Source organism: Paenibacillus sp. 01T424, assembly GCF_056398745.1.
Map to the genome: position 1 here is coordinate 21678 of NZ_JBFTPZ010000011.1, position 23073 is coordinate 44750.

At 44.5% G+C, this 23073-nt stretch carries 23 protein-coding genes; 15 read left to right on the plus strand and 8 right to left on the minus strand.

Going from position 1 to position 23073, the window contains the following annotated elements:
- Positions 1-136 precede the first annotated feature (136 nt).
- Positions 137-1120 carry an alpha/beta hydrolase gene (locus AC1DPK_RS11145; RefSeq protein ID WP_477510416.1) on the plus strand — a complete coding sequence of 328 codons (984 nt, stop codon included), beginning with the start codon at positions 137-139 and terminating at the stop codon, positions 1118-1120.
- A gap of 101 nt (positions 1121-1221) precedes the next feature.
- On the opposite strand, the gene AC1DPK_RS11150 is transcribed toward AC1DPK_RS11145, so the two are convergent.
- Genes AC1DPK_RS11150 through AC1DPK_RS11160 form a run of 3 tightly spaced genes read right to left on the minus strand, consistent with a single transcriptional unit; the run spans position 1222 to position 2991 of the window.
- The gene (locus AC1DPK_RS11150) at positions 1222-1866 is read right to left on the minus strand and encodes a metal-dependent hydrolase (protein WP_076267236.1); all 645 of its coding nucleotides are present in this window, start codon (positions 1864-1866) and stop codon (positions 1222-1224) included.
- A gap of 47 nt (positions 1867-1913) precedes the next feature.
- Complete coding sequence (locus AC1DPK_RS11155) at positions 1914-2075, minus strand: hypothetical protein (protein ID WP_477510342.1); 162 nt, start codon at positions 2073-2075, stop codon at positions 1914-1916.
- Between the two features lie 49 nt (positions 2076-2124).
- Positions 2125-2991, minus strand: a complete 867-nt coding sequence (locus AC1DPK_RS11160) for a helix-turn-helix domain-containing protein (protein ID WP_477510343.1) — start codon at positions 2989-2991, stop codon at positions 2125-2127.
- A gap of 220 nt (positions 2992-3211) precedes the next feature.
- Between AC1DPK_RS11160 and AC1DPK_RS11165 the strand changes: the two genes are divergently transcribed.
- The 7 genes from AC1DPK_RS11165 to AC1DPK_RS11195 all read left to right on the plus strand — a co-directional run bounded on the left by AC1DPK_RS11165 (position 3212) and on the right by AC1DPK_RS11195 (position 12812).
- Positions 3212-5878: a family 78 glycoside hydrolase catalytic domain gene (locus AC1DPK_RS11165; RefSeq protein WP_477510344.1), complete on the plus strand. Its 2667-nt coding sequence runs from the start codon at positions 3212-3214 to the stop codon at positions 5876-5878.
- Positions 5879-5970: 92 nt separating this feature from the next.
- On the plus strand, positions 5971-6339 hold the full coding sequence (locus AC1DPK_RS11170; protein ID WP_372238973.1) for an ArsR/SmtB family transcription factor: 369 nt from the start codon (positions 5971-5973) through the stop codon (positions 6337-6339).
- 140 nt (positions 6340-6479) lie between these two features.
- The gene (locus AC1DPK_RS11175; protein ID WP_477510345.1) at positions 6480-7499 is read left to right on the plus strand and encodes a LacI family DNA-binding transcriptional regulator; all 1020 of its coding nucleotides are present in this window, start codon (positions 6480-6482) and stop codon (positions 7497-7499) included.
- 59 nt (positions 7500-7558) lie between these two features.
- A complete protein-coding gene (locus AC1DPK_RS11180; RefSeq protein WP_430063306.1) occupies positions 7559-8113 on the plus strand; it encodes a glycerol-3-phosphate responsive antiterminator in 555 nt (184 codons plus the stop codon).
- A 31-nt stretch (positions 8114-8144) separates the two neighbouring features.
- Positions 8145-9635 carry a glycerol kinase GlpK gene (glpK, locus tag AC1DPK_RS11185; RefSeq protein ID WP_477510346.1) on the plus strand — a complete coding sequence of 497 codons (1491 nt, stop codon included), beginning with the start codon at positions 8145-8147 and terminating at the stop codon, positions 9633-9635.
- Positions 9636-9821: 186 nt separating this feature from the next.
- Positions 9822-11504: a glycerol-3-phosphate dehydrogenase/oxidase gene (locus AC1DPK_RS11190; RefSeq protein WP_477510417.1), complete on the plus strand. Its 1683-nt coding sequence runs from the start codon at positions 9822-9824 to the stop codon at positions 11502-11504.
- A gap of 231 nt (positions 11505-11735) precedes the next feature.
- A complete protein-coding gene (locus tag AC1DPK_RS11195) occupies positions 11736-12812 on the plus strand; it encodes a cation diffusion facilitator family transporter (RefSeq protein WP_477510347.1) in 1077 nt (358 codons plus the stop codon).
- An 84-nt stretch (positions 12813-12896) separates the two neighbouring features.
- Here the strand turns inward: AC1DPK_RS11195 and AC1DPK_RS11200 are convergent, their stop codons facing one another.
- The 3 genes from AC1DPK_RS11200 to AC1DPK_RS11210 all read right to left on the minus strand — a co-directional run bounded on the left by AC1DPK_RS11200 (position 12897) and on the right by AC1DPK_RS11210 (position 16154).
- Positions 12897-14018: an ABC transporter permease gene (locus AC1DPK_RS11200; protein WP_477510348.1), complete on the minus strand. Its 1122-nt coding sequence runs from the start codon at positions 14016-14018 to the stop codon at positions 12897-12899.
- Between the two features lie 5 nt (positions 14019-14023).
- A complete protein-coding gene (locus AC1DPK_RS11205; RefSeq protein ID WP_441911393.1) occupies positions 14024-14953 on the minus strand; it encodes an ABC transporter ATP-binding protein in 930 nt (309 codons plus the stop codon).
- Between the two features lie 319 nt (positions 14954-15272).
- Positions 15273-16154, minus strand: coding sequence for a LysR family transcriptional regulator (locus tag AC1DPK_RS11210; protein WP_477510349.1), 882 nt, complete (start codon positions 16152-16154; stop codon positions 15273-15275).
- 114 nt (positions 16155-16268) lie between these two features.
- On the opposite strand from AC1DPK_RS11210, the gene AC1DPK_RS11215 reads away from it, so the two are divergent.
- The 5 genes from AC1DPK_RS11215 to AC1DPK_RS11235 all read left to right on the plus strand — a co-directional run bounded on the left by AC1DPK_RS11215 (position 16269) and on the right by AC1DPK_RS11235 (position 19467).
- Positions 16269-16778, plus strand: a complete 510-nt coding sequence (locus AC1DPK_RS11215; RefSeq protein WP_477510350.1) for an N-acetyltransferase family protein — start codon at positions 16269-16271, stop codon at positions 16776-16778.
- 98 nt (positions 16779-16876) lie between these two features.
- A complete protein-coding gene (locus AC1DPK_RS11220; protein ID WP_477510351.1) occupies positions 16877-17209 on the plus strand; it encodes a hypothetical protein in 333 nt (110 codons plus the stop codon).
- 126 nt (positions 17210-17335) lie between these two features.
- The gene (locus AC1DPK_RS11225) at positions 17336-17863 is read left to right on the plus strand and encodes an RNA polymerase sigma factor (RefSeq protein ID WP_477510352.1); all 528 of its coding nucleotides are present in this window, start codon (positions 17336-17338) and stop codon (positions 17861-17863) included.
- Positions 17829-18875, plus strand: coding sequence for a hypothetical protein (locus AC1DPK_RS11230; protein ID WP_477510353.1), 1047 nt, complete (start codon positions 17829-17831; stop codon positions 18873-18875). The genes AC1DPK_RS11225 and AC1DPK_RS11230 overlap by 35 nt, the downstream gene beginning before the upstream one ends.
- Before the next feature lie 184 nt (positions 18876-19059).
- Entirely contained in the window at positions 19060-19467 is a 408-nt protein-coding gene (locus AC1DPK_RS11235; RefSeq protein WP_477510354.1) for a GNAT family N-acetyltransferase, read from the plus strand.
- Between the two features lie 96 nt (positions 19468-19563).
- Here the strand turns inward: AC1DPK_RS11235 and AC1DPK_RS11240 are convergent, their stop codons facing one another.
- Positions 19564-20436 carry a VOC family protein gene (locus tag AC1DPK_RS11240; protein ID WP_477510355.1) on the minus strand — a complete coding sequence of 291 codons (873 nt, stop codon included), beginning with the start codon at positions 20434-20436 and terminating at the stop codon, positions 19564-19566.
- Positions 20437-20678: 242 nt separating this feature from the next.
- Between AC1DPK_RS11240 and AC1DPK_RS11245 the strand changes: the two genes are divergently transcribed.
- A complete protein-coding gene (locus AC1DPK_RS11245; protein ID WP_477510356.1) occupies positions 20679-21146 on the plus strand; it encodes a hypothetical protein in 468 nt (155 codons plus the stop codon).
- The gene (locus AC1DPK_RS11250) at positions 21146-21781 is read left to right on the plus strand and encodes a hypothetical protein (RefSeq protein ID WP_477510357.1); all 636 of its coding nucleotides are present in this window, start codon (positions 21146-21148) and stop codon (positions 21779-21781) included. The genes AC1DPK_RS11245 and AC1DPK_RS11250 overlap by 1 nt, the downstream gene beginning before the upstream one ends.
- Before the next feature lie 53 nt (positions 21782-21834).
- On the opposite strand, the gene AC1DPK_RS11255 is transcribed toward AC1DPK_RS11250, so the two are convergent.
- Positions 21835-23019: an acyltransferase gene (locus AC1DPK_RS11255; protein ID WP_477510358.1), complete on the minus strand. Its 1185-nt coding sequence runs from the start codon at positions 23017-23019 to the stop codon at positions 21835-21837.
- Positions 23020-23073: the final 54 nt, after the last annotated feature.

The window sequence follows — 23073 nt, forward strand, 5'->3', positions numbered from 1 at the left end:
TTCATATTCAGTTCATATTGTCGTCACGCGGAGTACATCTTCGTCGTATAAGCTTTCTTTAGCGGCCCATTAAGAAAGCCCAACATAGAGTTAATGACAGGAGAAGATGAGAGTGAGCATACGAGAGGTAAAGAAAATGGATTTGGAAACAGGTAAAAAACCAGCCAGTAAAATGAAAAAAATATTGTTCATTTTACTTAAAGTATTAGCAGTAATAGTTATAGCAATCGTTCTTTTTGTAGCTACAGTATTTGTCGTTAATAAGATCAGCAGCAAATCAGAAGAAGGTAAAATAAAACCCTATGGTCAGTCTGTAAAGGTAGACGGGAAAAATATGAATGTTCTGATTCAGGGACAAGGCGAAGAAACAATCGTGCTTCTGCCTGGCCAAGGAACTGCGACACCAGCGCTTGATTTTAAGCCGCTAATTGAAGAGCTGTCGCCATTTTACAAAGTTGTCGTGGTTGAGCCTTTTGGTTATGGATTAAGTGATAGAACCGACAAAGAACGAACCACAGATAATATTGTAAGTGAAGTTCATGAAGCGCTGCAAAGCCTTAATATTGACCGTTTTATTCTAATGGGTCACTCCATTACAGGCATTTACGGACTTGATTATGTAAACAAATATCCAAACGAAGTGAGTGCATTTGTCGGGATCGATACGAGTGTTCCAGCGCAAGGCGGTATGGATAAAAAATTGCCATTAGGAGCCTTCAAACTGCTCAAACAATCAGGTTTCGGCAGATTGATGACGAGTTTTGGCGAGGATCCATTTGCTGGGATGCCATATGATGATGAAACAAAAAAACAAATGAAGATGCTGTCAAACAAAAACATGTTTAATAACACCAGCTTGAATGAATTGGAAAATCTTTATCCCAATTTTGTTGCAGCTCGAAGCTTATCATTCCCAAAAGAGCTTCCCCTTATTTTCTTTATACAAGCGAATAATACAGGCGTAAAAGGTTGGATACCGCTGCATGAAGAGCAAATAAAAGATTCTGTTCATGGCAAAGTGATGACCTTTGAAGGTGGTCATTATTTGCACCATACTAAATCAAAAGAAATCGCAGAGAACTTCCGGGCATTTATGGAGCAAGTAAAACAAGACAAGTAGATGATTATTTAGAAGCAGATGTTGATCAATAAGATATTGGGCTAAATAAAAAGCGGCAGTCTCGGACGTTGGTAACTCGTCCAGGCTGCCGCTTTTTTAGATTATAAACGGATTTTAAAAGATTTTTTCGTAAGCGGATATAGCCACTTTACGCCGCTTGGCGTGAGTGTATCCGCTACGAGATGAGATAAATAACCGAGCATAGCCACGATCGCGATCCCTTCGATTTGGAGCTGGTTTTCCAGTCCAAGGCCGATATATCCCCAAATCGGAACGGCCCATATCGTATGCGTCATACCGCGGTGCTTCAGCCAAGGCACCCAAGCTGAAAACAATCCGAAGCCGATAAGCCAGTTCATTTGGTAGTAGTAGCCTGCGTACATCACCGCACAGCCAACTGCGCTGGCAAGTACATTTCGGATCACGCCTTGTTTAGCAACAAGACCCAGCAGGAAGATAGCGGCTGCGACGCCTATGTACACCGGTGATGGAGATTGATCTGTGAAAAAATAGTAGGCAACGATTCCGGCTAGGAGGCACCCGGACCAAAGCGTAAGCTCACGAATGAGCTTCGATAGCTTGCTGAGCTTGGTGCTGAGCATGCTTGGTCCGTCAAGATCAGCGCTTAGCGCTGAAAATCCGGCTACGGCAATGTACAAAGCGGCGTGCTCGATCGTAAAGGGATAATAAACAGAAGCGGCTGCACCAACAGCTGCTCCGATGGCAAGATGGGTCTTTCCTGTCATAATTCCTCCTGTGACTGACTATGCGTGGCATGAAATATGGCAGTCTATTATAGTTGTTCTTTGTTAACTTGCTCGTTTCGAACCATTTGCTCCAGCTTCTCTACCAGCCGGTCATGCGCCGGGTCTTTTTTGYCAAAGCCAAATAAACGTTTCCGATTTTGCTGCTTCAGCAGCTGAAGCAAATAGAGCTTTTCTTTTAGAGTAAACATGATGATATTGAACCTCCTTCTGCTTAGGCATGCCAGCTGAGGTTATTCTCTAGCCTCTACGATAGACGCTAGGCGTCATGCCGGTGCACCTTTTGAACAATGCGTTAAAAGAATGAATATCGCGATAGCCAACCATTTCGGCAATGGTACTGATTTTTAGCTGAGAGCCGCGAAGCAGCTCTTGGCTTTTTTGGATACGCAAATTTTGCAAATAACGATGAAAGCTTTGTTTCGTATACTGCTGAAAGAGCCGCTGCAGATGACGCTCGCTCCAGCCGCTTGTTTCGGCCAGCTTGGCTAGGGTCAGCTCCTGCTGGAAACGCTGATCAAGATCATTTAACAGCTTTATAAATTCCAGCTGCTGCGGCGCACGAGCCGTAACTTCCGGATCGCTAGCAACAGAGCGCTGCAGAGTAATGAGCAGTTGGAGCAGCAGCGTATGCAAGTAATCGGACGAGCCGCTCTGAGTCAGTTCAAATTCTCTATGCAAGGATAGAAAGAGCTTCTCAAACTGACTATTTGTATCCATACAAGAATAATAGGGAAAATTGCCGCTTTCCATATCATTAATAAACTGCACGCTGCGATAATCGGAAGCGAATGCACTRAGCTTATGCAGCAGCAATGGAGAAAAGACGCAGTTGAATACGCTTAATGGGTTGCGGGCTTGGTCGGAGGAGATCGGCCTGAACACATGAGAAATACCGATAGGGATGAAAAATACCTGACCTTTCCGCACCTTATGCACCTGATCTCCGATATGGTGATAGCCGGCTCCTTCTGCAATATATACGCATTCGAGAAAATCGTGATCATGATAGGGGCTCATGATGCTTTCGCTTGCACGATTAACATAAAGCAGCTGGTTGTTCTGAAAAAAGTACTCACCACGGTATGTTTCTACGGGATGGTTCATCGTGAGCTCTCCCTGCGCAAGTTCTACATTTTGTGAAAATGTCCTGTTTGCCGCATGATATTGTCCGTTTTACCCAACATTTTTCAAGCATGCTTTTTTATAATTATAGTGTAAAGCGTTGTGGCAAGGAAGGCGAACACTCAAAAAAAAGGGCGCCAACTCTATTATAAGCTCGGGCAATCAATTAATAGTTGTAAATGATCTTAAGGAGGATTATAGGATGTTTGAAATTAGCGCAGTATATTGTGAATATCAGCAAAATCCAATTGGAATCGGAGTGACAAAACCTCGTTTAGGATGGAAATTACATTCTGATGAGAGGGCAGTTGTTCAAACGGCTTACGAGATTGAGATTGCGGCAGAACCAGACTTTGCATCGATCCTATGGCAGTCAGGATGCGTAAACAGCGAGCAGTCAACGCATGTTGAGCTGGACTCTTTTGTCGGTGAATCCTGTAAACGCTATTATTATCGTGTTCGGGCTTGGAATCAAGATGGAGATGCAACCGCTTGGTCTGCTGTTGCCTTCTGGGAAATGGGGCTGCTTAGTCCAGACGAGTGGCTTGGCGACTGGATCGCTGCACCGCTTGCGATGCTGCCAATTGAGGCGGAGCCTAGCCCGCTAATGAGGAGAAGCTTTGAGCTCACAGGCAAAGTGAAGGAAGCGCGGGTTTATGCGACTGCGCTCGGCATATATGAGCTAGAGCTGAACGGGCAGCGAGTTGGCGATAGTTATTTTGCGCCGGGCTGGACGAGTTACAATCATACACTGCAAACGCAAACTTATGATGTGACTGATCTGCTGAAATTAGGCGGGAATGCAATTGGCGCTTCCCTTGGAAACGGCTGGTACAAAGGGAACTTGGCGTGGGGCAATCAGCGCTGCGTGTACGGCGATCGTTTGGCGCTGCTGCTGCAAATGCACATCGTTTACGAGGATGGACGTGAAGAGGTCATTGTATCCGATACGAAGTGGAAGGCCGCCGTCAGTCCAATTCAGTTCTCGGAAATTTATCATGGCGAAACGTATGATGCACGCCTAGAACAAGAGGGCTGGAGTACAGCCGCTTATGATGACAATGCGAGTGAGTGGCAGACGGCTGAAGTGATTCAGCATGAGAAGCATATGCTTAGGCCGCAGGTGAATGAGCCTGTTCGCAAGCAGGAGAGGTTAAAGCCAATTGCTCTGATTACGACACCCAAAGGGGAAACCGTGCTTGATTTTGGCCAAAACATGGTTGGCTGGGTGCAGTTTGCCGTAAAGGGAGAAGCGGGCTCCGAAGTAGCACTGCTGCATGCAGAGGTGCTTGATCAGGAAGGCAATTTCTACACCGAAAACCTGCGTGCGGCAAAACAAATGATTCGATATGTGCTGAAGGGCGGAGAGACCGAAACATATGAGCCGCGCTTTACGTTTCAGGGCTTTCGATATGTGCAGCTGATTGGCTTCCCTGAAACGGAAAGCATTAAGCTTGATGATTTTACAGGTGTTGTGCTGCATTCGGATATGGAGGAAACCGGTGAGTTTCAGTGCTCTGAACCGCTCGTCAATCAGCTTCAGCATAATATCAAATGGGGCCTCAAGGGGAATTTCCTTGACGTACCGACCGACTGCCCACAGCGGGATGAGCGTCTCGGCTGGACCGGCGATGCGCAAATGTTCATTCAAACGGCATCCTATTTATCAAACGTCGCTCCTTTTTTCACGAAGTGGCTGCGGGATGTAGAGGCGGATCAAGCAGAAGACGGAGGCGTTCCGTTCGTGGTTCCTCAGGTGCTGGGCGAGAATGACATGTCCTCGGCAGCATGGGGAGATGCAGCAGTGATTTGCCCTTGGACGTTATATATTTGTTACGGAGACAAACGGATATTAGAAGAGCAATATGACAGCATGCAGGCGTGGGTAACGTATATTCAGCGCCAAGGCGAAAATGAGTTTTTATGGAATACAGGTTTTCACTTCGGAGATTGGCTTGGACTTGATGCCAAGTCGGGCGATTATGTAGGGGCAACGGATCGGGATTTTATCGCGACAGCCTTTTATGCCTATTCGGTATCCATCGTTCAGAAGACGGCAGCTGTGCTCAACAAGGATGCTGATTCGAAGAGATACTCGGAATTGTACGACAATATTGTAGCAGCGCTTAGAGAAGAGTTTGTAACAGGTGCTGGACGGTTGGCTGTTCCGACGCAAACGGCTCAAGTGTTAGCCTTGATGTTTGGACTCTTGGATGAAGCAGCAGAGAAACGCGCTATTGCCAAGCTGACTGAGCTGATTGAGCAAAGCAAAGACCATCTGACGACAGGTTTTGTCGGTACTCCTTACTTGAACCATGTGCTTAGTGCTTTTGGTAAAAACGATGTGGCATATAGGCTGCTTCTTCAGCAAACCTATCCATCCTGGCTCTACCCTGTGACCAAAGGCGCTACGACGATTTGGGAGCATTGGGACGGTATCAAGGAAGACGGAAGCTTCTGGAGCAAGGATATGAACTCATTTAACCATTATGCTTACGGAGCGATTGGCGATTGGATGTACCGGACGGTAGCGGGCATTCAAACGGTGGAAGCTGCTCCTGGCTATAAACGAATCGTCATCGCACCGCTTCCGGGCGAAGGGCTAACGTGGGCGGAAGGGAAGATTGAGACGGTATATGGCTCAGTTAGCTCGAAATGGTCCAAATCGGAAGAGGGGCACTTCACGCTTGATGTGACAATTCCTTCGAATACCACTGCGGAAATTCGTTTGCCAGGTGCGGAATCGGGAACGAAGGTAACGGAGAGTGGCGGGTTGCTTGCCGAGAGTGCGGGAATAACATCAGCAGCTGAGACCGAGGCAGGCGTTACGATACAAGCAGGGTCTGGCAGCTATCGCTTTGCTTGGTAGATCAGTGCAGGCTGCAAGCAGGTATTTCAAATTCACCCCCTCAACCAAAACATGTTATAATATGCTTTAGGATGAATAGGGTTGGTGGGATGATGATGGATAATCAAGTTGTCGCAGCATGTGATGATTCGTGCGCAGGCTCTGAGGTAAACATAGAGAATGTTAGAAGCAAAATGATTAATGAAACAACAGCTGCTCAGTTGGCTGATTTGTTCAAGGCGCTTGGCGATCCCACGCGAGTGAAGATTATCCATGCGCTAGTGCAGTCTGAACTTTGCGTTCATGATTTGACTGAGGTGCTCTCCATGGGGCAATCGGCGGTTTCTCATCAGCTGCGGCTGCTGCGTAACATGCGTATCGTCAAGCGCAGGAAAGTCGGGAAAACCGTCTTTTATTCGCTCGATGACGATCATGTAGAACAAGTCTTTATGCTGACGCTTCAGCATTTGAAGCATGAATAATACATCAAACAAAGCTGCTCTTCACGGTTAGCAACCATGGGGAGCAGCTTTTGTTTTATTCAAATGGATTTTATTGATTTTTAGTAAAATTAAAGTATAATTTTACTTATCGTCACGGGTTAGCAGGAAGGAAAGGTAATATGGCTACAATTAAAGAGATTGCACAAAAAGCAAAGGTTTCAATTGCGACCGTGTCGCGGGTGCTTAATTATGATCCAGCCATATCGGTTGCAGATGAGACACGCAAACGTATATTTGAAATCGCGCAGCAATTGAATTACAAGACGCTGCGCCAACGTAACGGTGCTGGGCTTAAAGAGCGTTACCGGGTTGGTCTTGTGAACTGGTATTCTGATCAAGAGGAAATGCTTGATCCTTATTACATGGCCATTCGGCTAGGAATCGAGCGAGAGTGCTTCCATAGAAATATGGATTTGGTAAAATTGTTTATGCAAGTCCACTCTGACGAGAAAGATTGGCGAGGCGAGTCGTTTGATGGCATCATCGCAATCGGGCGCTTCGAGAAAGAGGATCTGAACCGTTTTCCAGAGGGGCTGGAGCCTATTGTGTTCGTTGATTCTTCCCCAGATGACAATCGATTTGATTCTGTTGTTATTGATATCGGAAAGTCGGTTTCAGAAGTGATTGATTATCTAACTCGCCTTGGCCACACAGAAATCGGTTATATTGGCGGGCATAACTTAGTAAATAATAAGCGTGTGCGTGATGAGCGTGAGCATGTATTTATAGAACGAATGACTGATAAAGGACTGTACGATGCAGAACTTGTTTATACGGGAGAGCATTTGTATTCCGAAGACGGATATAAGCTGATGCAGCAAGCGATAAAAGCGAATAAAATGCCAACCGCTTTTTTTATCGAAAATGATTCTATGGCCGTCGGCGCCCTCCGAGCACTCCATGAAGCGGAGCTTCGTGTGCCAGAAGATATTTCAATTGTCGGTTACAATGATATCGCTATTTCAGCCTTTTTGCAGCCGCCGCTTACGACGGTTAAGGTGCATATGGAGTATATGGGCGAGACGGCTGTTGAGCTGCTTGCTGATCGTCTGGCTTCAAAGCGGGATATTGCGAAAAAGATCGTATTGCCGACCAAACTGCAGGAACGTGAGAGCAGCATTAAACGAGTGAAGCGCTGAATAAAACAGCCGCTAAGACGAGTAAATTCAAGCATTCGAGCGGGGGTGGCAAGATGTCGATGTTGCTAAACGGGCAAAACGTATTGCCGGCAGTGCATAAGCTGAAGGATGTGGAAGCGGTGCTTGCTTCGCCTTTTTCATACATGGTGCTCCTTGGTGGGCATTTGGGGCAATTAAAGCATATCGTTGACTTGGCGAGTCAGCATAACAAAAAGGTACTGCTGCATGCCGATTTGATCGATGGCTTGAAAAACGATGAATACGCGGCAGAGTTTCTATGCCAGTCTATTAGGCCTGCAGGCATTATCTCGACGCGTTCCAGCGTTATTGGTCGTACGAAGCAGAATGGACTGATTGCCATTCAGCGATTATTTCTTATTGATTCGGATGCTTTGGAGAGAAGTTATACGGTGCTGGACAAAAATCGTCCTGATTTCATTGAGGTACTGCCGGGTGTTATACCGGATATTATAAGTGAAGTGAAGCAGCGGAGCGGCATTCCCATTATAGCGGGAGGACTAATTCGTACGGAGGCGCATGTCAGCCAGGCGCTTGAAGCGGGAGCTTCGGCGATAACGACATCACGGAAAGAGCTGTGGAAGCTAGGAAAATAAGCGTAAGCTGACAAGTGAAGGAGGGGTTCAAGTGGAAACGTATATGTTATCGCTCGATCAGGGCACAACCAGCACGCGCGCGCTGCTCGTCGATAAGAGTGGAACCATTGTAGATATAGCAAGAGAAGAGCTTCCGCTGTCTTACCCGCATTCAGGATGGGTAGAAGCAGATGCTAGGTTTATATGGCAGTCGACGAAAAAGGTAATGGCAGAGCTGCTGGCCAAAACAGGCATTACCGCTGAGCAAATTGCTGGAATCGGAATAACGAATCAACGGGAAACAACCGTTGTCTGGGACAAAACGACGGGTCAACCGATTCATAACGCGATCGTATGGCAATCCCGCCAAACGGCGGAAATTAGTGATGGTCTTAAGAAAAGCGGCTATGAGCAACAGTTTCACGAGAAAACGGGCCTGCTTATTGATGCTTATTTCTCAGGCACGAAGGTGAGCTGGCTGCTTGAGCATGTGGAGGGCGCACGCGAGCGTGCTGAGAAAGGCGAGCTGCTCTTTGGCACGATCGATACGTGGCTGATCTGGAATTTAACCGGTGGACAGGTGCATGTAACGGATGTTTCGAATGCTTCTAGAACGCTTATGTTCAACATCCATGAGCGGAGCTGGGACGATGAGCTTCTGCATATTTTGAACATTCCTAAAACGATGCTGCCGGAGGTTCGATCTTCCTCTGAAGTTTACGGACATGTGGTTGATGAAATAATCGGACKCAAAATTCCAGTTGCAGGTGCAGCTGGTGATCAGCAAGCAGCTTTGTTTGGTCAAAATGCTTATGCAGAAGGAAATACAAAAAACACATATGGTACGGGCTGCTTCATGTTAATGAATACAGGCACCAAAGCAATCGTCTCCGAGAAGGGGCTGCTCACCACGATTGCGTGGGAGGTTGATGGCAAGCTGGAATATGCGCTTGAAGGCAGCGTATTTGTGGCAGGTGCTGCGATTCAGTGGCTTAGAGATGGTCTAGAGCTTATTGAATCGGCTTCCGAGACGGAAGCACTGGCGGAGCAGGTGGAGTCCTCGGACGGCGTTTATGTCGTGCCGGCATTTGTTGGACTCGGTACGCCGTACTGGAATAGCGATGTTAGAGGAGCCGTATTTGGACTCACGCGGGGGACATCCAAGGCACATTTTGTCCGTGCTGTATTAGAGTCGCTGGCTTACCAGACCAAAGATGTTCTCTCCGTTATGGAGGAGGAATCAGGTTTGCCGCTGGAGTCGCTTTGTGTAGACGGCGGAGCCGTTGCCAACAACATGCTTATGCAATTCCAAAGTGATCTGCTTGGCGTTCCCGTGGAGCGTCCAGTAGTAAATGAATCTACAGCACTTGGAGCTGCATATTTAGCTGGACTTGCGGTAGGCTTCTGGCAAAACCGCGAGGAGCTGGCTAAGCTGAGACAGGTAGATAAAATATTTAAGCCTGCAATGGAAGAGGAGACACGTGCCGATTTATACAGCGGATGGCATCGTGCAGTCCGAGCGGCCATGGCTTTCGCGCAATAATTATGCTATACTGATGGCAAGTTAATAACGGTTGGAGATCAGGAGAAACCACGAGAACCGCTTCCACACCCTTTTTAGGGATTGGGGAGCGGTTTGAGTGGTTTTTTTGTTTATTTAGATTCATTCATGAGTAATGAACTGTAAATGGCAGAACAATAATAAATAGACAATCGGGAGGAAATAATGATGACCATTCATAATAAAGAAATATTTGCCGCCCAAAATCGTGAGCAAGTACTGAAGCAGATGCAGCAATCACAGCTGGATGTACTCGTCATAGGCGGAGGAATTACTGGCGCGGGTATTGCGCTTGATGCTGCTGCGCGCGGTATGAAAGTGGCTTTAGTGGAGATGCAGGATTTTGCAGCTGGGACCTCTAGCCGTTCGACGAAGCTGGTCCATGGCGGTTTGCGTTACTTGAAGCAGCTAGAGATTGGTGTCGTAGCCGAGGTTGGCAAGGAGCRGGCAATCGTATATGAGAACGGGCCGCATGTTACGACACCGGAATGGATGCTGCTTCCGCTTTATAAGGGCGGCACCTTCGGTAAGTTCTCGACATCGATTGGTTTGCGCGTTTACGATTTTCTAGCTGGCGTCAAACGAAAAGAGCGCCGGATGATGCTGAACGTAGAGGATACGCTGTTTAAGGAACCTCTTTTGAAGCGGGATGGCTTAAAGGGTAGCGGATATTATGTGGAATACCGTACCGATGATGCACGGCTAACGATAGAAGTGATGAAGAAGGCAGTAGAAACCGGCGCATTGTCGGTGAACTATGCCAAGGTTGAGACGCTTCGTTATGGCAAAGACGGTAAAATAACAGGCACGTTGGTTAAAGATATGATTAATGGCGCTGAATACGAGTTGAAGGCAACTAAAGTCATTAATGCTACGGGCCCTTGGGTCGATGATATTCGCGAAATTGATGGATCGAAGAAGGGGAAAACGCTCCGTCTGACAAAAGGCGTTCATGTGGTCTTCGACCAGAGTCGTTTCCCATTGCGTCAAGCCGTCTACTTCGATACGCCGGATGGCCGCATGGTATTCGCGATTCCACGCGCGGGAAAAACGTATTTCGGTACGACGGATACCAACTATAAGGGCAATACCGTCAATCCAGTGATGACGCTGGAGGATCGCACTTATTTGCTGCAAGCTGTTAACTTTATGTTCCCAGACCTGAAGCTTGTAGAAGCAGATGTGGAATCAAGCTGGGCAGGCCTTCGCCCGCTTATACAGCAAGAAGGGAAATCGCCTTCGGAAATATCGCGTCGTGATGAGATTTTTGTATCGGATTCCGGGCTGATTTCGATTGCGGGCGGCAAGCTGACGGGTTATCGCAAGATGGCTGAAACCGTTGTAGATAAAGTAGTAGAACTGCTCGGGCAGGAGGGCGGCAGCAAAGCTTTTGCCAAAAGCGAAACCAAGACGATTACGATGTCAGGCGGGGAATTAGGCGGGTCAAAAGGTTTTGAGCCTTTTGTTCAGAAGAAATCAGCAGAGGGAGCACATTATGGCTTCAGCAAGGAAGAGTCTGCTTTTCTGGCACAGCGTTATGGCTCAAACGTGGATCAGCTGTTCTCACTGGCGCAAAGCACAGGCTCTTGGGCGGAAACCTTTGAATTGCCGCTCATACTAGCGGTTCAGCTTCGTTACGCCATAGAGGCGGAAATGACAGTGAAGCCAACCGATTTCTTTATTCGCCGTACGGGTGATTTGTTTTTCCGAATCGGATATGTTCAGCAGTGGAAAACACAGGTCATAGCCGCGATGGCGAATCGTCTTCAGTGGAATGACGAGCAGCGGACTGCTTATACATTGGAGCTGGAAGAAAAGCTGGTTGAAGCAGTAGAGCCGCTGAAAGGCTAAGCTGCTTCGATATTCGTTAGATCAACGGAATTCGATAGAAATGGAGGTGCAGAGATGCGCCTCTTTTTTTGTTCGTAAAAGTTGTTGCAACATTAGCATAAATTACATATAATAAATTTAATAACATATGAGCATGTATTCATATGTTATGGAAATTCGATTGCATTCATGAAATAGTTGGTTTAGATACAGACTAATAAAGTCTGTTGGAATGGATTGGGGGAGAGAATTATGAACGGATCACAGGATGGGAAACTAGGGAAAAATTTAAAAACAGCAGCCATTGCGGAAAACCATCAACATGATCATGGAGATGGAGCATGCGACCATAACCATAGCCATGAACAGAACGCACCTAAGCATTCGCATGGGAATCACAGCCATCACGGTCACCACCATGGTCACTCGCATGGTCATGGTCATCATGGACATTCTCATGCTCCGAACAATAAAGCGGGGCTGTTGATCGCACTTATTATTACAGCAGGTATTATGGTTTTGGAGTTTGTAGGGGGACTTGTGACGAACTCGTTGGCGCTATTGTCTGATTCAGGGCATATGCTGAGCGATACGGCGGCACTGGCGTTAAGCTTGGCAGCAATGTGGATTGCCGTGCGTCCAGCTTCTTCTAACCGCACTTATGGATTTCATCGTTTTGAAATATTGGCAGCCTTGTTTAATGGCATTACACTGTTCGTTATCGCCGCGTTTATCATTGCGGAGGCAATCAAGCGGTTCGGTGAACCGCCGACCGTCGCGAGCGGGTCGATGATGATTATAGCTGGTATCGGTTTGCTTGCTAATATAGCAAGTGCATGGTTTCTTATGCGGAAGGCGGATGTGAAGGACAATCTAAATGTTCGCAGTGCATATCTTCATGTCATCGGAGATGCCATTGGTTCGGTAGGCGCGATCATTGCCGGTATTTTGATGTATTCATTTTCCTGGTATATCGCTGACCCGATTATTAGTGTAGTCGTTGCTCTTCTTATTTTGCGAAGCGCATGGGGAGTGATTAAATCAACCGTTCATATTCTGATGGAAGGAACCCCAGCTCATGTGAATGCTGAGCAGGTTAAAGAAGCACTGCTAGACATTCAAGGTGTCAAAGACGTTCACGATCTTCATATTTGGACAATAACATCGGGAATAGACTCCTTAAGCTGCCATCTTATTGTTGAGGATGATAAGGATTGCCAAGTCATTCTTCAGGAAGCGATTCAACATCTGGCCGACAGATTCCAAATTGAACATTCGACGATTCAAATCGAGAAATCGCAATTGAAGCACTCTGCTTGCAAGGTATAGATCCGATTATCGTAAAATAGGGCTGTCACTTCAGTAGGATGATCTACTTTTGTGACAGCCCTATTTTTTAGCTTATGATTACGACTAGGCTGCTTCCACAGCTGATTTCGATTTATACACTTGGGAGCCGATTAAGAAGGACACAACGCCCCATGTGACCATAATGCCAATACCGATCCAGAATGAGGTTGAAACGATCCCGGAATTGTATATGAGACCATCCCGCATGCCCTCCACGAAGTAAGTAAGCGGCAAAATTTGTGCAATAGGCTGCAGCCAGTTTGGCATGATTTCGAGTGGGATAAATACACCGCTAAGAAACATCATGAGCATGCTGGTAATGTTGGATATCCCCATATAAGCTTCTATAGATTTACTGAAGGAAGAGAATAAATAACCCATCGCATTAAATACGAGTGCGCCTGCAAAGAAAGCAATAACTAAGCTTAATACATTAATATGAAGATTTGCGCCAAAACCGAATACGCCAATCAATGTTAAAATAATGATTTGAAAAACGCCGAGCAACAGCTTTACAATTACGCCTGCCAGCCCGTAAAGGCCCATTTTGGCTGGCGTCATGCGAAGCCGTTTCATCAGTCCCTTTCTGCGCATCTCAACTAGACTGACCATGCCGAACAGACCACCCTGCGCGAGTGTTAGACCGATCATGCCTGTCAGCAGGAAGTCCGCATAATTCAAATCCTCGGAGCCTTGCGAAATGGATTGTCTAGTTAAGCTGAATGTTGGCGTAGCTTTGGCAACGGTCCAATTCGTCTGTTGAATAAATTGATCCAAAATGCCGGCAATAGCCTGGGTGGTAGCGCCTTGCTCATTGGCTTTGTTTACAACGAGCTGCATTGTGGTGGAGCTATCGGATTCAGGCAAAATAATGAGCGCATCGATATCTTGTTTCTCAATGAGCGTATTGCCGGCTTCCTTCGTGATTGGCTGCTCTTCTTTAAACTCGAATACCGGGATTTGGCGCAGCTGCTCAAGCAGCATGCTCGAATTGGCATTCGGCTGTGAATCAACAACGGCAATTGTAGCTTTAAAGCTATCGGGTGAGCCTCCGCCAAAAATAACCATAAATAATACCATTAAAATTATCGGAAAAAAGATATTCCAAAACCATACTTGTTTTTCGCGAAACATCATTTTGACCTGGGCGCTAAACATTTTGGAAAATTGTTTGGTGTTGTTCATTTAACTTAATCCCTCCATTCCTTGCCGGTGAAGGCAATGAATACATCTTCCAGGCTCATTTCACGAATAGAGATTTGCTCGACGCGGAAGCCGCGATCCTTTGTAAATCCAAACAGCTCATACAATGTTTCTTCAGGCTGGGTCGTCCATAGCTGGAGCGAAGCGCCTTCGCGATTCGTTCGGACGACAGCATGGTGGAGTGTAGCGACTTTCTCAGTCTCAAGAGCTGCCTCAGCGCCATCAATAAAGGTAAGTCTGACCTCTCGTTCCTTCGTGAGCCGATCAATTAAAGCAGCGGGAGTGTCTAAGGTGACGATTTTCCCTTGATCAACAATGCATACACGGTCACTCAGCTTTTCGGCCTCTTCCATGTAATGGGTAGTAAGGATGGTTGTTTTGCCTAGCTCCTTCAGCTTAAGAATAATGTCCCATATATTCCGTCTTGCCTGCGGATCTAGTCCTGTTGTAGGCTCATCTAAAAAAATGATCGTAGGGTCATTGATCATGGCGAGTCCGATGGCAAGCCGTTGTTTCTGCCCGCCGGAGAGCTTCCTAACCTGCTTGCTGCGCTGATCAGTGAGATTAATCATTTCGAGCACTTCCGCTGCTGGCCGGGATTTTGGATAAAAGGTAGCGAACAAATCTAAATTTTCTTCTACCGTCAATAAATCGAACAAAGCGCTGGATTGAGGCTGAACACCGATGGACACCTTGATTTGTTCACTGTTTTTCGTCCAATTTAGAGGACCAAATTCGATTTGGCCGGAATCAGGATTTTGCAGCCCCTCAATCATTTCAAGCGTAGTCGTTTTTCCTGCGCCGTTTGGACCGATGATGGTGAACACTTCTCCCGCCTCGACGGTGAAGCTAATGCCGGCTACAGCGCTGACTGATCCAAAGCTCTTTTGTAAATTACGCACTTCTAATACGGGCATTATGTAACCTCCTTTAGTTTTTGTGAAGCAAAAACTGACTTCGAAAGCATACGCTTTGTTTTTGTGAAGCAAAACTCACTTCGAAAGTACGCTTTGTTTTTGTGGAGCAAAAACTGACTTCGAAAGCATACGCTTTGTTTTTGTGAAGCAAAACTCACTTCGAAAGCATACGCTTTGTTTTTGTAATGTAAGGTTTCCGATTTGATTGATCTGCTACAATAATTTTAACCGTATCCATTTTATGAGAGTACCGTCTTAAGCATGCTTCGGACTCGGTCTTAAGGCGGAGGCTGGAATGGTTTGGAGGTTTTGAAAACGATCAGCGTGTTGAATCTCCTGCCGAAGCTAGAGGAACATCGAGCAATTGCAAGGCTAGTTTTACACTTGGATGGTCGCGATTGTCTGTTAAATAGAGAGCATAGGCCCTCGTAACTGGAAAAGGCAATTCGCAGCGCAGTTCATATAAACGGTGATCATCTAGAAAAGGCAGTGCAATAGATCGGGGAAGGAAGCCAAATCCTGCTCCTTGCAAAAGCAATGTGAGCATTATGGTGGAGTGGTCGGTTTCAAAAGTAGGCAGATAACCTTCCCCAACGATTGAGCGAAACCAATCTGGAAACGGATATCCCCACTCGATGTGACAATATTGTCCCGAGAAGAAGTCTGTTTTCGTAAACAAGTTAGAACTATTTTGAGAAGAAACAAGAATAATTTCGTCCTCAAATAGGAAATGTTTAGTAACATTAGGGCGATCAAGAGGGTCGTATCGAATAGCTACTTGTACAACGCCATCGAGTAAAAGATCACGAATCATGTAGCTGGAATCGATGTAGCTCAGAAATTTAATAGCCACCTTCGGGTGTGCTTGCCTAAACGAAACAATGTGCTGCAAATAATAGTAATGCCAAACAGAACCAGGTCCGCTCATGACGATATAGTTTTCTAATCCTTCGGATAACGTTACCTTGCTTTCTTCAAACAGCAGCAGCATCCTCTCGGCATAAGGGAGGAAATGGATGCCTGCCTGCGTTAAGCTTACATTCCGATTATCACGTAGAAACAGCGGTTTTCCGACGGACTGTTCCAGCGCTTTTATTCTTGCAGTAACAGCAGATTGCGAGATATGCAAATACTCTGCAGCCCTTGTGAAATTGCGAATTTTGCACACGGATAAGAAAGCCTCTAACTGTGGAATATCCATAGCTGCACCTCAACTAATTTGAAATATGAATCATTATAATCAAATAAATTCGTTATACAAATTATACTTCGATCATTACTATTAAACTATACTTATGGTTTGGAGGAGATTTGAATGGCTGGTGATGTGATGATTGAACAAATACAATCCATTGAAGAGCATGTTAACGGGCTGGCGGATCTGTTGGTACAGGTCGTTGAAGATGGTGCGTCAATTGGCTTTTTACCCCCAATGAAGCTTTCTGATGCTGTAATGTACTGGGAGGCTGTGTTAAGTCCAGAGGTGATTTTATACGTTGCCAAAATCGATGATCGAATCGTTGGGAGCGTGCAGCTGCATCTATGTACGAAGCAAAATGGCAGACACAGAGGGGAAATTGCAAAATTAATGACCCATCCAAACTATCGTCTTAGAGGAATTGGCCGTTTACTCATGCAAAAGGCAGAGGAACGAGCAAGGCACGAAGGCAGAACATTGTTAGTTCTCGATACGAGGGAGGATGATCCTTCGAATATCCTGTATACTTCATTAGAGTACATTGAAGCCGGACGCATTCCTGGCTATGCACGATCGGCAGACGGTAAATTAGATGCGACGGTTTTCTATTACAAAATGTTGAATTAATTGATCTGTTAGACCAGGCAGCCTTCCAGAATAGATATCATCACATAAATTCATATGGTACAATATGGATATTGTATCTGCGGAGGAGTTGATCTATTTTGGCAGTTAGAAAACCTTTTGGATATGGATCACTTTCTATGCTCTTTTTACTTTCGGGGTTTTTAATAAATTATAATTTTGGGAATGGTTTTATTTTGACTCATTATCTCTTTAACCTAATGGGTCTAGCTATACATTCAAACGGCACAGATGGTTTCAACTATCCCTTTTTAGCTTCCATGCCGTTTTGGTTAGCGACAATATTAGTTTCGAAAAGAAATATTCATGATTTTGGAGCAGTCGTCAGCAAAAGAATTGGTGAACTCCTGCTTGCTATAAGCGTGGTAGTTACAATCATTTTTTTAATACTGCCAATATGGATTGAATTCTAATAAAATAAAGAACAAGGAGCAGTTTGCCGCATGGCAGGCTGCTCTTATTTCATGCAGCCATATAAAAAAATGTTCTTATAAGATATTTTTGAATGGTCGTTCGTGTTTTATATAGGAGGTGAATAAATGGACAACCAATCTTTAAGTCGTACCCATAGTGAGTTTTCTGAAATGTATGAGCGGAATATCGATATGGTGTACAGATTATGTTTCATCCTATTGAAAAATACGATGGATGCGGATGACGCTGTTCAGTCTGTATTTTTAAAGCTATTCAAGCACAACAAAACCTTTAATGACCGCGAGCATGAAAAAGCATGGCTTATTGTGACGGCCCAAAATACCTGTAAAGACGTATTAAAAAGCTGGTGGAGATCTCGCCGGGTTGATGTAGACGTTTTGCCGGAAAAAACATACTGGGAAAACAATGAGCAGCAGAGGGATATACTCGAGAAATTGCTGCGGCTTCCTGAAAAATACAGAACGGTGTTATATCTCTACTATGTGGAGGATTATTCTGTAAAAGAAATATCAAAACTACTAGATCGAAAAGAGAGCACGCTGCAAACACAATTATCAAAAGGACGAACACGCCTGAAGGCTGATTTGGGAGGGATATATGTTGACGGAAAACCAGTTCAAGGGCATATTTGAAACCATAAAGCCTAATAAGGAACATAAGGACAAACTATTGCACGATATGATTGTAAAAATTGAATCGGAAACCGTGGATAAAAGGATACCAACATCATGGAGACATGTAAGATCAGCGATGCTGGCAGCAGCGGTTATGATTTGTTTGCTAACGACAACTGCTTTTGCAGCAAGCTATATGGGCCTCGATATGAAATTTTTAAACTTTCTGAACCCGGCGAATGACGAACAGGAGCTGTATTTGGAAAACGGCGCTCAATTGGTCAACAAAAAAGCGGTAAACGAGAATGGAACAATTGAAGTTAAACAGATTATCGGAGACAGCAATTTGATATATGTTCTTTTGGACTTCACCGCGCCGGAAGGTACCGTTCTAGATGCCAAAAGGTATCGTTTTGTGACACATTTAAGTTTTGACCATATGAGTACCAATAGCTCCTCAACCGGTTACACTTTATTGGACGATGAGAATCCAAGCGATAATAAAATCAGTCTAATGATGAGTTATTTAACGAAGAAAAGAACAATCGCAGGAAGTCCTGTTACTTTGATGCTTAGTCATTTAGAGGCGGCAGATGTTTATCCCGATATATTTGAAAAAGTAAATCCAGGTTCATGGAAAATTAAATTCAATTTGGACTATAAGGATATGTCAACAACGTATCAGATTGATCAGGGCATATCATTATATAACTACGAAGCAACACTATCATCCATTTCTATCTCGCCCATTTCCGTTACAATAAAAGTAGACAGTGCGCATACCAAAGAGATTTCTGAGGCAGCGAGCCGCTCCTCGCGGGAAATAGGGTTAAACGAGTATGCGGATCATTATCCGATCACCATACATTACAAAGATGGAACATCGGAGACAACGGCTGTTTTTAAGGGGATGCCCTCAGGGGATCTTATAACTAACACCATAACGATTGTGAAGCCATTTACCCCCATTATTAATGATAAAGAAATAAAAGCTGTCGAATTTTTTGATAAGGTCATTCCGATGGACTAATTCGATTCTTGTGCGATTTGAGGAACTGCAGGTATGCAGTTCCTCTTTTCTTTGTTGATGGTATGGATTGGTTACAGAAGAAGCTGTTAACCTGCATTGTATTGACAAGAAATATAAATAAAATTATTCTGAATATATATTAATTTATATGTATAAAAATACAATGTGAAACGAGGGCATCAACTTGAATCATCTATATAAAGAGTTTCTAATTAGTGATGACAAGTCACTTATTGATATGGATACCGTTTGCAAATTTTTATCAAGGAGTTATTGGGCAAACCAAAGGCCAGCGGAAACGATTCATAAATCCATTCAAAATTCAGTTAGTTTTGGTATCTACGATAATAAAAGGCAGGTTGGATTCGCTCGAATTGTAACGGATTGGGCAACGATTTATTATTTGTGTGATGTTTTTATTGACGAAGAATACAGAGGCAGAGGGCTCGGAAAGAAGTTAGTTGAATTCATTACCAAAGAATTCGATGGGATTGGCGGCATACTGCGAACGCATGATGCTCATGAATTGTATGAACAGTATGGATTTAAAAAAGATACTGAACGATTCATGAATCGCCTATTGAAAAGATAGTTTAGGGGTGAACAAACCAAAGGCAGTCTAAGACATGATTTGATGTCCTAGTCTGCCTTTGTTATTTGAATCAGCTCTGCTCACTAGAATAAACAATTAATCCGATTTTACAGTCGCGTGAATAGCAATGCCGGAAGCGTCATGTACAACGAACGCGTTTCCTTGCTCTGCAGCTTCAACACCGTCGCTGCGCAGATGCTCGAGCCAAGCTTCACGAGAAGTTGAAGTTGGGAAAACAATCGTATAATAAGATAAGCCAACCGTATTGGCAGACGGCAAGGTAGCACCTGCGCCTGCCCAAATGTTCATGCCGATATGGTGATGGTATCCGCCAGCCGAGACGAATACAGCAGCCATTTGCGCATAATCGCCAACAACATCAAAGCCTAGCTTGCCTTCATAAAACGCGCGCGACTTCCTAAGGTCGCCTACGTGAAGATGGATATGTCCAATAACGGTTCCTTGCGGGAGACCGCTCCATTCTAAACCATCACTCTGAGCAAGCAGATCTTCCCAATCAAGCGGGTCTGTTGCCATCACATAATTGCCCTCGGCATCTCGCTTCCACTCTTCACGCGGACGATCCGCGTAAATTTCGATGCCGTTATGATCCGGATCTGAAATATAAAGCGCCTCGCTTACCAAGTGGTCGGCCTGCCCAATATGAATGCCGCTTGTGATCAAGTTGCGGAGCGCAAGCGATAAGGAGCGACGATTCGGCAGCAGAATTGCAAAATGGTACAAACCAGCATGAGAGCGTTTTTGCGGCACAACGGCATTCGGCACTTCCTCTAGAACGAGCAGCGTATGTTTCCCATCAGCAGTGAACGTTGCAACACGATGTGTTTCATCATGCTGCAAAACCTTTAGCCCGACAACTTCCGTATAAAAAAGGATTGAACGCTCGAGATTGCTTACCTTAAGCTTTACTTCTCCCAGTGAAATTTGTTCATCCAAAAATGTCGACATGATTAATCCTCCTTGAAGTATATATGGTTGTGATACTTGATTGCTTTAAATAAACTGCACCTAAAGCATAGTCCTTTACGTCTATATCATGTACAATATTGGAAAATGTAACCAACAAGCATTAAGGCTGCTATAAGCTCAAATCGTATGAAGTAGGTTTATAATAGCATATGAAGTATAAAAATTAAAGCAGCTTATTAAAAGTAATCAACTTATAGTATTTTAATCAAAAGGAGGTTGAAATGAGAAAAATATTACGAAGGGTAGAATGGGTGCTGCTTATTGTTATTGGAGGGTTTTCGCTGCTTTTTGCGCTTCCTTCAATTGATTTGTTTGATCATAATGCTGAGCTGAGCGAGGCTAAGAAGAAAGGTTTTTATTATAAGGTGGATGCAGATAAGCAAACCTATTTCAACAAAGAGATAAGTATTGACGGCGTTGTTTATGGGGAAGGGAAGCTGACTGTTTATTTATCTTCAAAACGTTTTTTTTCGGTGCCGCAACTGCCTAATACCATTCAAATAAAAACAGATGCCAATGAGGTGCTTCAGTATCAATCTTCAGGTGCATCCATGCGGCTTTACCGATCAAATGGTCAATTTACGTTTACTAACGTGCCGCCTAATCTGAAAAGCGTCACTGTATTTAATGAAGCTTATGGCGAGTCCTTTTCCTTTTATATTCCACTTGAGGGGGGGAAGGCAGACTAATGCAGACAACTACAAAAATAATTTTCGGACACTTGATCCGTTGGTTATTGATTCTTCTGGCTTGCTCCATCATCTATTCTGCGCTTTTCGCACAAAGCTCTATTCGTGTGGAGAAAGTAGCACAGCATGCACTGGATATGATGGAGTCTCCTTACGCTCCTATTTCCTTAAAATCAAAGACAGGCCAAGGCTATGAGCTATTGCTAATCGTTGATCATAAACATGAGCTCCAACATCAATTGTTCGTGAAACGTTCGCTTGGATTTTTCTGGAGCTCACGCGGCGGTGGATTTGGAATGAAGCTGGACCCGCAAATCATACTCAGCTTTCGAATAGGTATGTCTACTTTTGGCAAGTATCGACATTATTATGCTGTTGGTCAACTGAATGATCCGAATATAAGCAGGGTGCAAATTGCATGGTGGGATGGATATGAGCAGGATGCGCTTATGAAAGACGGGGTATATCTTGCTGGGCGTTCTATTCGCAGCTCTACTAAAGAGCAGTCGGCTTCCAGGATGAATAAAGTGTATGCCTATGATGCAAACGGGCAATTATTATATGAGCTAAATGATGAGCAGCGGGAGATTAAAGCGGATGCGAAATCAGAAACGGAAATGAAGGAAGCAATTTAATAGAAGAGCCGTCCGCGCTTTCTTTGGAAGCGATCGAACGGCTCTTTTTTTTATTATCCTTGAATACTTGGCTGTATTGGAGAAGCAGGCTGTTTCTTCTTAGTTGGAAGCGGACCAAACAGCAGCCAGTGCCATTTGAATGGTGCGCTGAGTGCCATGATAGCCCAAGGAATAACGAGTGCGAGCAGGAAGCCGCCGGCCACCCAAACATGGAACAGAATCGGAGAGCCGCTGGCATTCGTCTGGCGGTATAGATACAGAATTAAGGGATGTACCAAATATATGCCAAAGGATGTGGCACCGATATGTATAAGAGCTTTGACGACCATCTTGTTCCATGATGTATAAATCCAGAAGGAAACTTGAAGCAGCACAATAGCAGCCGTAACGCAACGCACCTCATCTATCAGTTCTAATAGACTTGTGTTTATAACAGATAGCCCAGTTAACCGTTTCTCGTAATAAAAGTAGACCATAGTCATATTTGACGATAAGAATAGTGCCCACAGCACAAGCGATGCTGCAATTTTTGCCGGCGTAGCATTTTTTCTTGTGAGATTAATCCATTCAGCGAATTTCTCATAATAAATACCGATAAATGCACCTGCCGTAAAATAAAGCATATACGTAAACGCATAGCTGCCGGGGCTAACCACATGATATTCCCGGACGATGATAAAAATAAATAACCATTGCACCAGCAAACCGATCCAGACGATATGCCGGCTGGATTTTCGAAACCGATTAACGGCGTACAGCATTAGTGGTGATATTGCATAAAATTGAATAATAATAACGACAAAATAAAGATGGACATAGCTTTTTCCAAAGATAAGCATTTTGAGAAATTTAGTCGTTGTAAAGTAACCAATAAAGGTCTGCAGGTCACTAAATCCGTAAGCTGCCAGTCTCGTAAAGGCGAAATAGAGGAACGAAAATAATATAAAAGGAATCAATACTTTAGATATTCGTTTTTTGTAAAACTGCCCAATTGCTGTTGCTGTGAAGGGTTTATTGTAGTAGTTGTAAAAAAGGACGAAGCCGCTTAGAAAGATGAAGACAGGCACTGCGAATTTGGTAAATGTGTTTAGAAAGACATAAAGAGGATATAGCGTAGCCTTGTGATCGTAGTTAGCTACGACCGCTGATGTTGCGTGAATCATGATGACCGCTAAAATACCGAATGCTCTAAAAATGTCTAGCGCAGGTAAATATGGTCTTTTTGCTAATTGTGCCATTAAAATCCCCTTATTTTTATAAGATACTAGCTTGTGTTAAGAGGCTATGAGGAA

Excerpts from the sequence above, each read along its gene's own strand:
- AC1DPK_RS11145 (WP_477510416.1), top strand. The coding sequence starts at position 137 with ATGGATTTGGAAACAGGTAAAAAACCAGCCAGTAAAATGAAAAAAATA.
- AC1DPK_RS11150 (WP_076267236.1), bottom strand. The coding sequence starts at position 1,866 with ATGACAGGAAAGACCCATCTTGCCATCGGAGCAGCTGTTGGTGCAGCC.
- AC1DPK_RS11165 (WP_477510344.1), top strand. The coding sequence starts at position 3,212 with ATGTTTGAAATTAGCGCAGTATATTGTGAATATCAGCAAAATCCAATT.
- AC1DPK_RS11170 (WP_372238973.1), top strand. The coding sequence starts at position 5,971 with ATGATGGATAATCAAGTTGTCGCAGCATGTGATGATTCGTGCGCAGGC.
- AC1DPK_RS11175 (WP_477510345.1), top strand. The coding sequence starts at position 6,480 with ATGGCTACAATTAAAGAGATTGCACAAAAAGCAAAGGTTTCAATTGCG.
- AC1DPK_RS11180 (WP_430063306.1), top strand. The coding sequence starts at position 7,559 with ATGTTGCTAAACGGGCAAAACGTATTGCCGGCAGTGCATAAGCTGAAG.
- AC1DPK_RS11195 (WP_477510347.1), top strand. The coding sequence starts at position 11,736 with ATGAACGGATCACAGGATGGGAAACTAGGGAAAAATTTAAAAACAGCA.
- AC1DPK_RS11200 (WP_477510348.1), bottom strand. The coding sequence starts at position 14,018 with ATGAACAACACCAAACAATTTTCCAAAATGTTTAGCGCCCAGGTCAAA.
- AC1DPK_RS11205 (WP_441911393.1), bottom strand. The coding sequence starts at position 14,953 with ATGCCCGTATTAGAAGTGCGTAATTTACAAAAGAGCTTTGGATCAGTC.
- AC1DPK_RS11210 (WP_477510349.1), bottom strand. The coding sequence starts at position 16,154 with ATGGATATTCCACAGTTAGAGGCTTTCTTATCCGTGTGCAAAATTCGC.
- AC1DPK_RS11215 (WP_477510350.1), top strand. The coding sequence starts at position 16,269 with ATGGCTGGTGATGTGATGATTGAACAAATACAATCCATTGAAGAGCAT.
- AC1DPK_RS11225 (WP_477510352.1), top strand. The coding sequence starts at position 17,336 with ATGGACAACCAATCTTTAAGTCGTACCCATAGTGAGTTTTCTGAAATG.
- AC1DPK_RS11230 (WP_477510353.1), top strand. The coding sequence starts at position 17,829 with ATGTTGACGGAAAACCAGTTCAAGGGCATATTTGAAACCATAAAGCCT.
- AC1DPK_RS11240 (WP_477510355.1), bottom strand. The coding sequence starts at position 20,436 with ATGTCGACATTTTTGGATGAACAAATTTCACTGGGAGAAGTAAAGCTT.
- AC1DPK_RS11245 (WP_477510356.1), top strand. The coding sequence starts at position 20,679 with ATGAGAAAAATATTACGAAGGGTAGAATGGGTGCTGCTTATTGTTATT.
- AC1DPK_RS11250 (WP_477510357.1), top strand. The coding sequence starts at position 21,146 with ATGCAGACAACTACAAAAATAATTTTCGGACACTTGATCCGTTGGTTA.
- AC1DPK_RS11255 (WP_477510358.1), bottom strand. The coding sequence starts at position 23,019 with ATGGCACAATTAGCAAAAAGACCATATTTACCTGCGCTAGACATTTTT.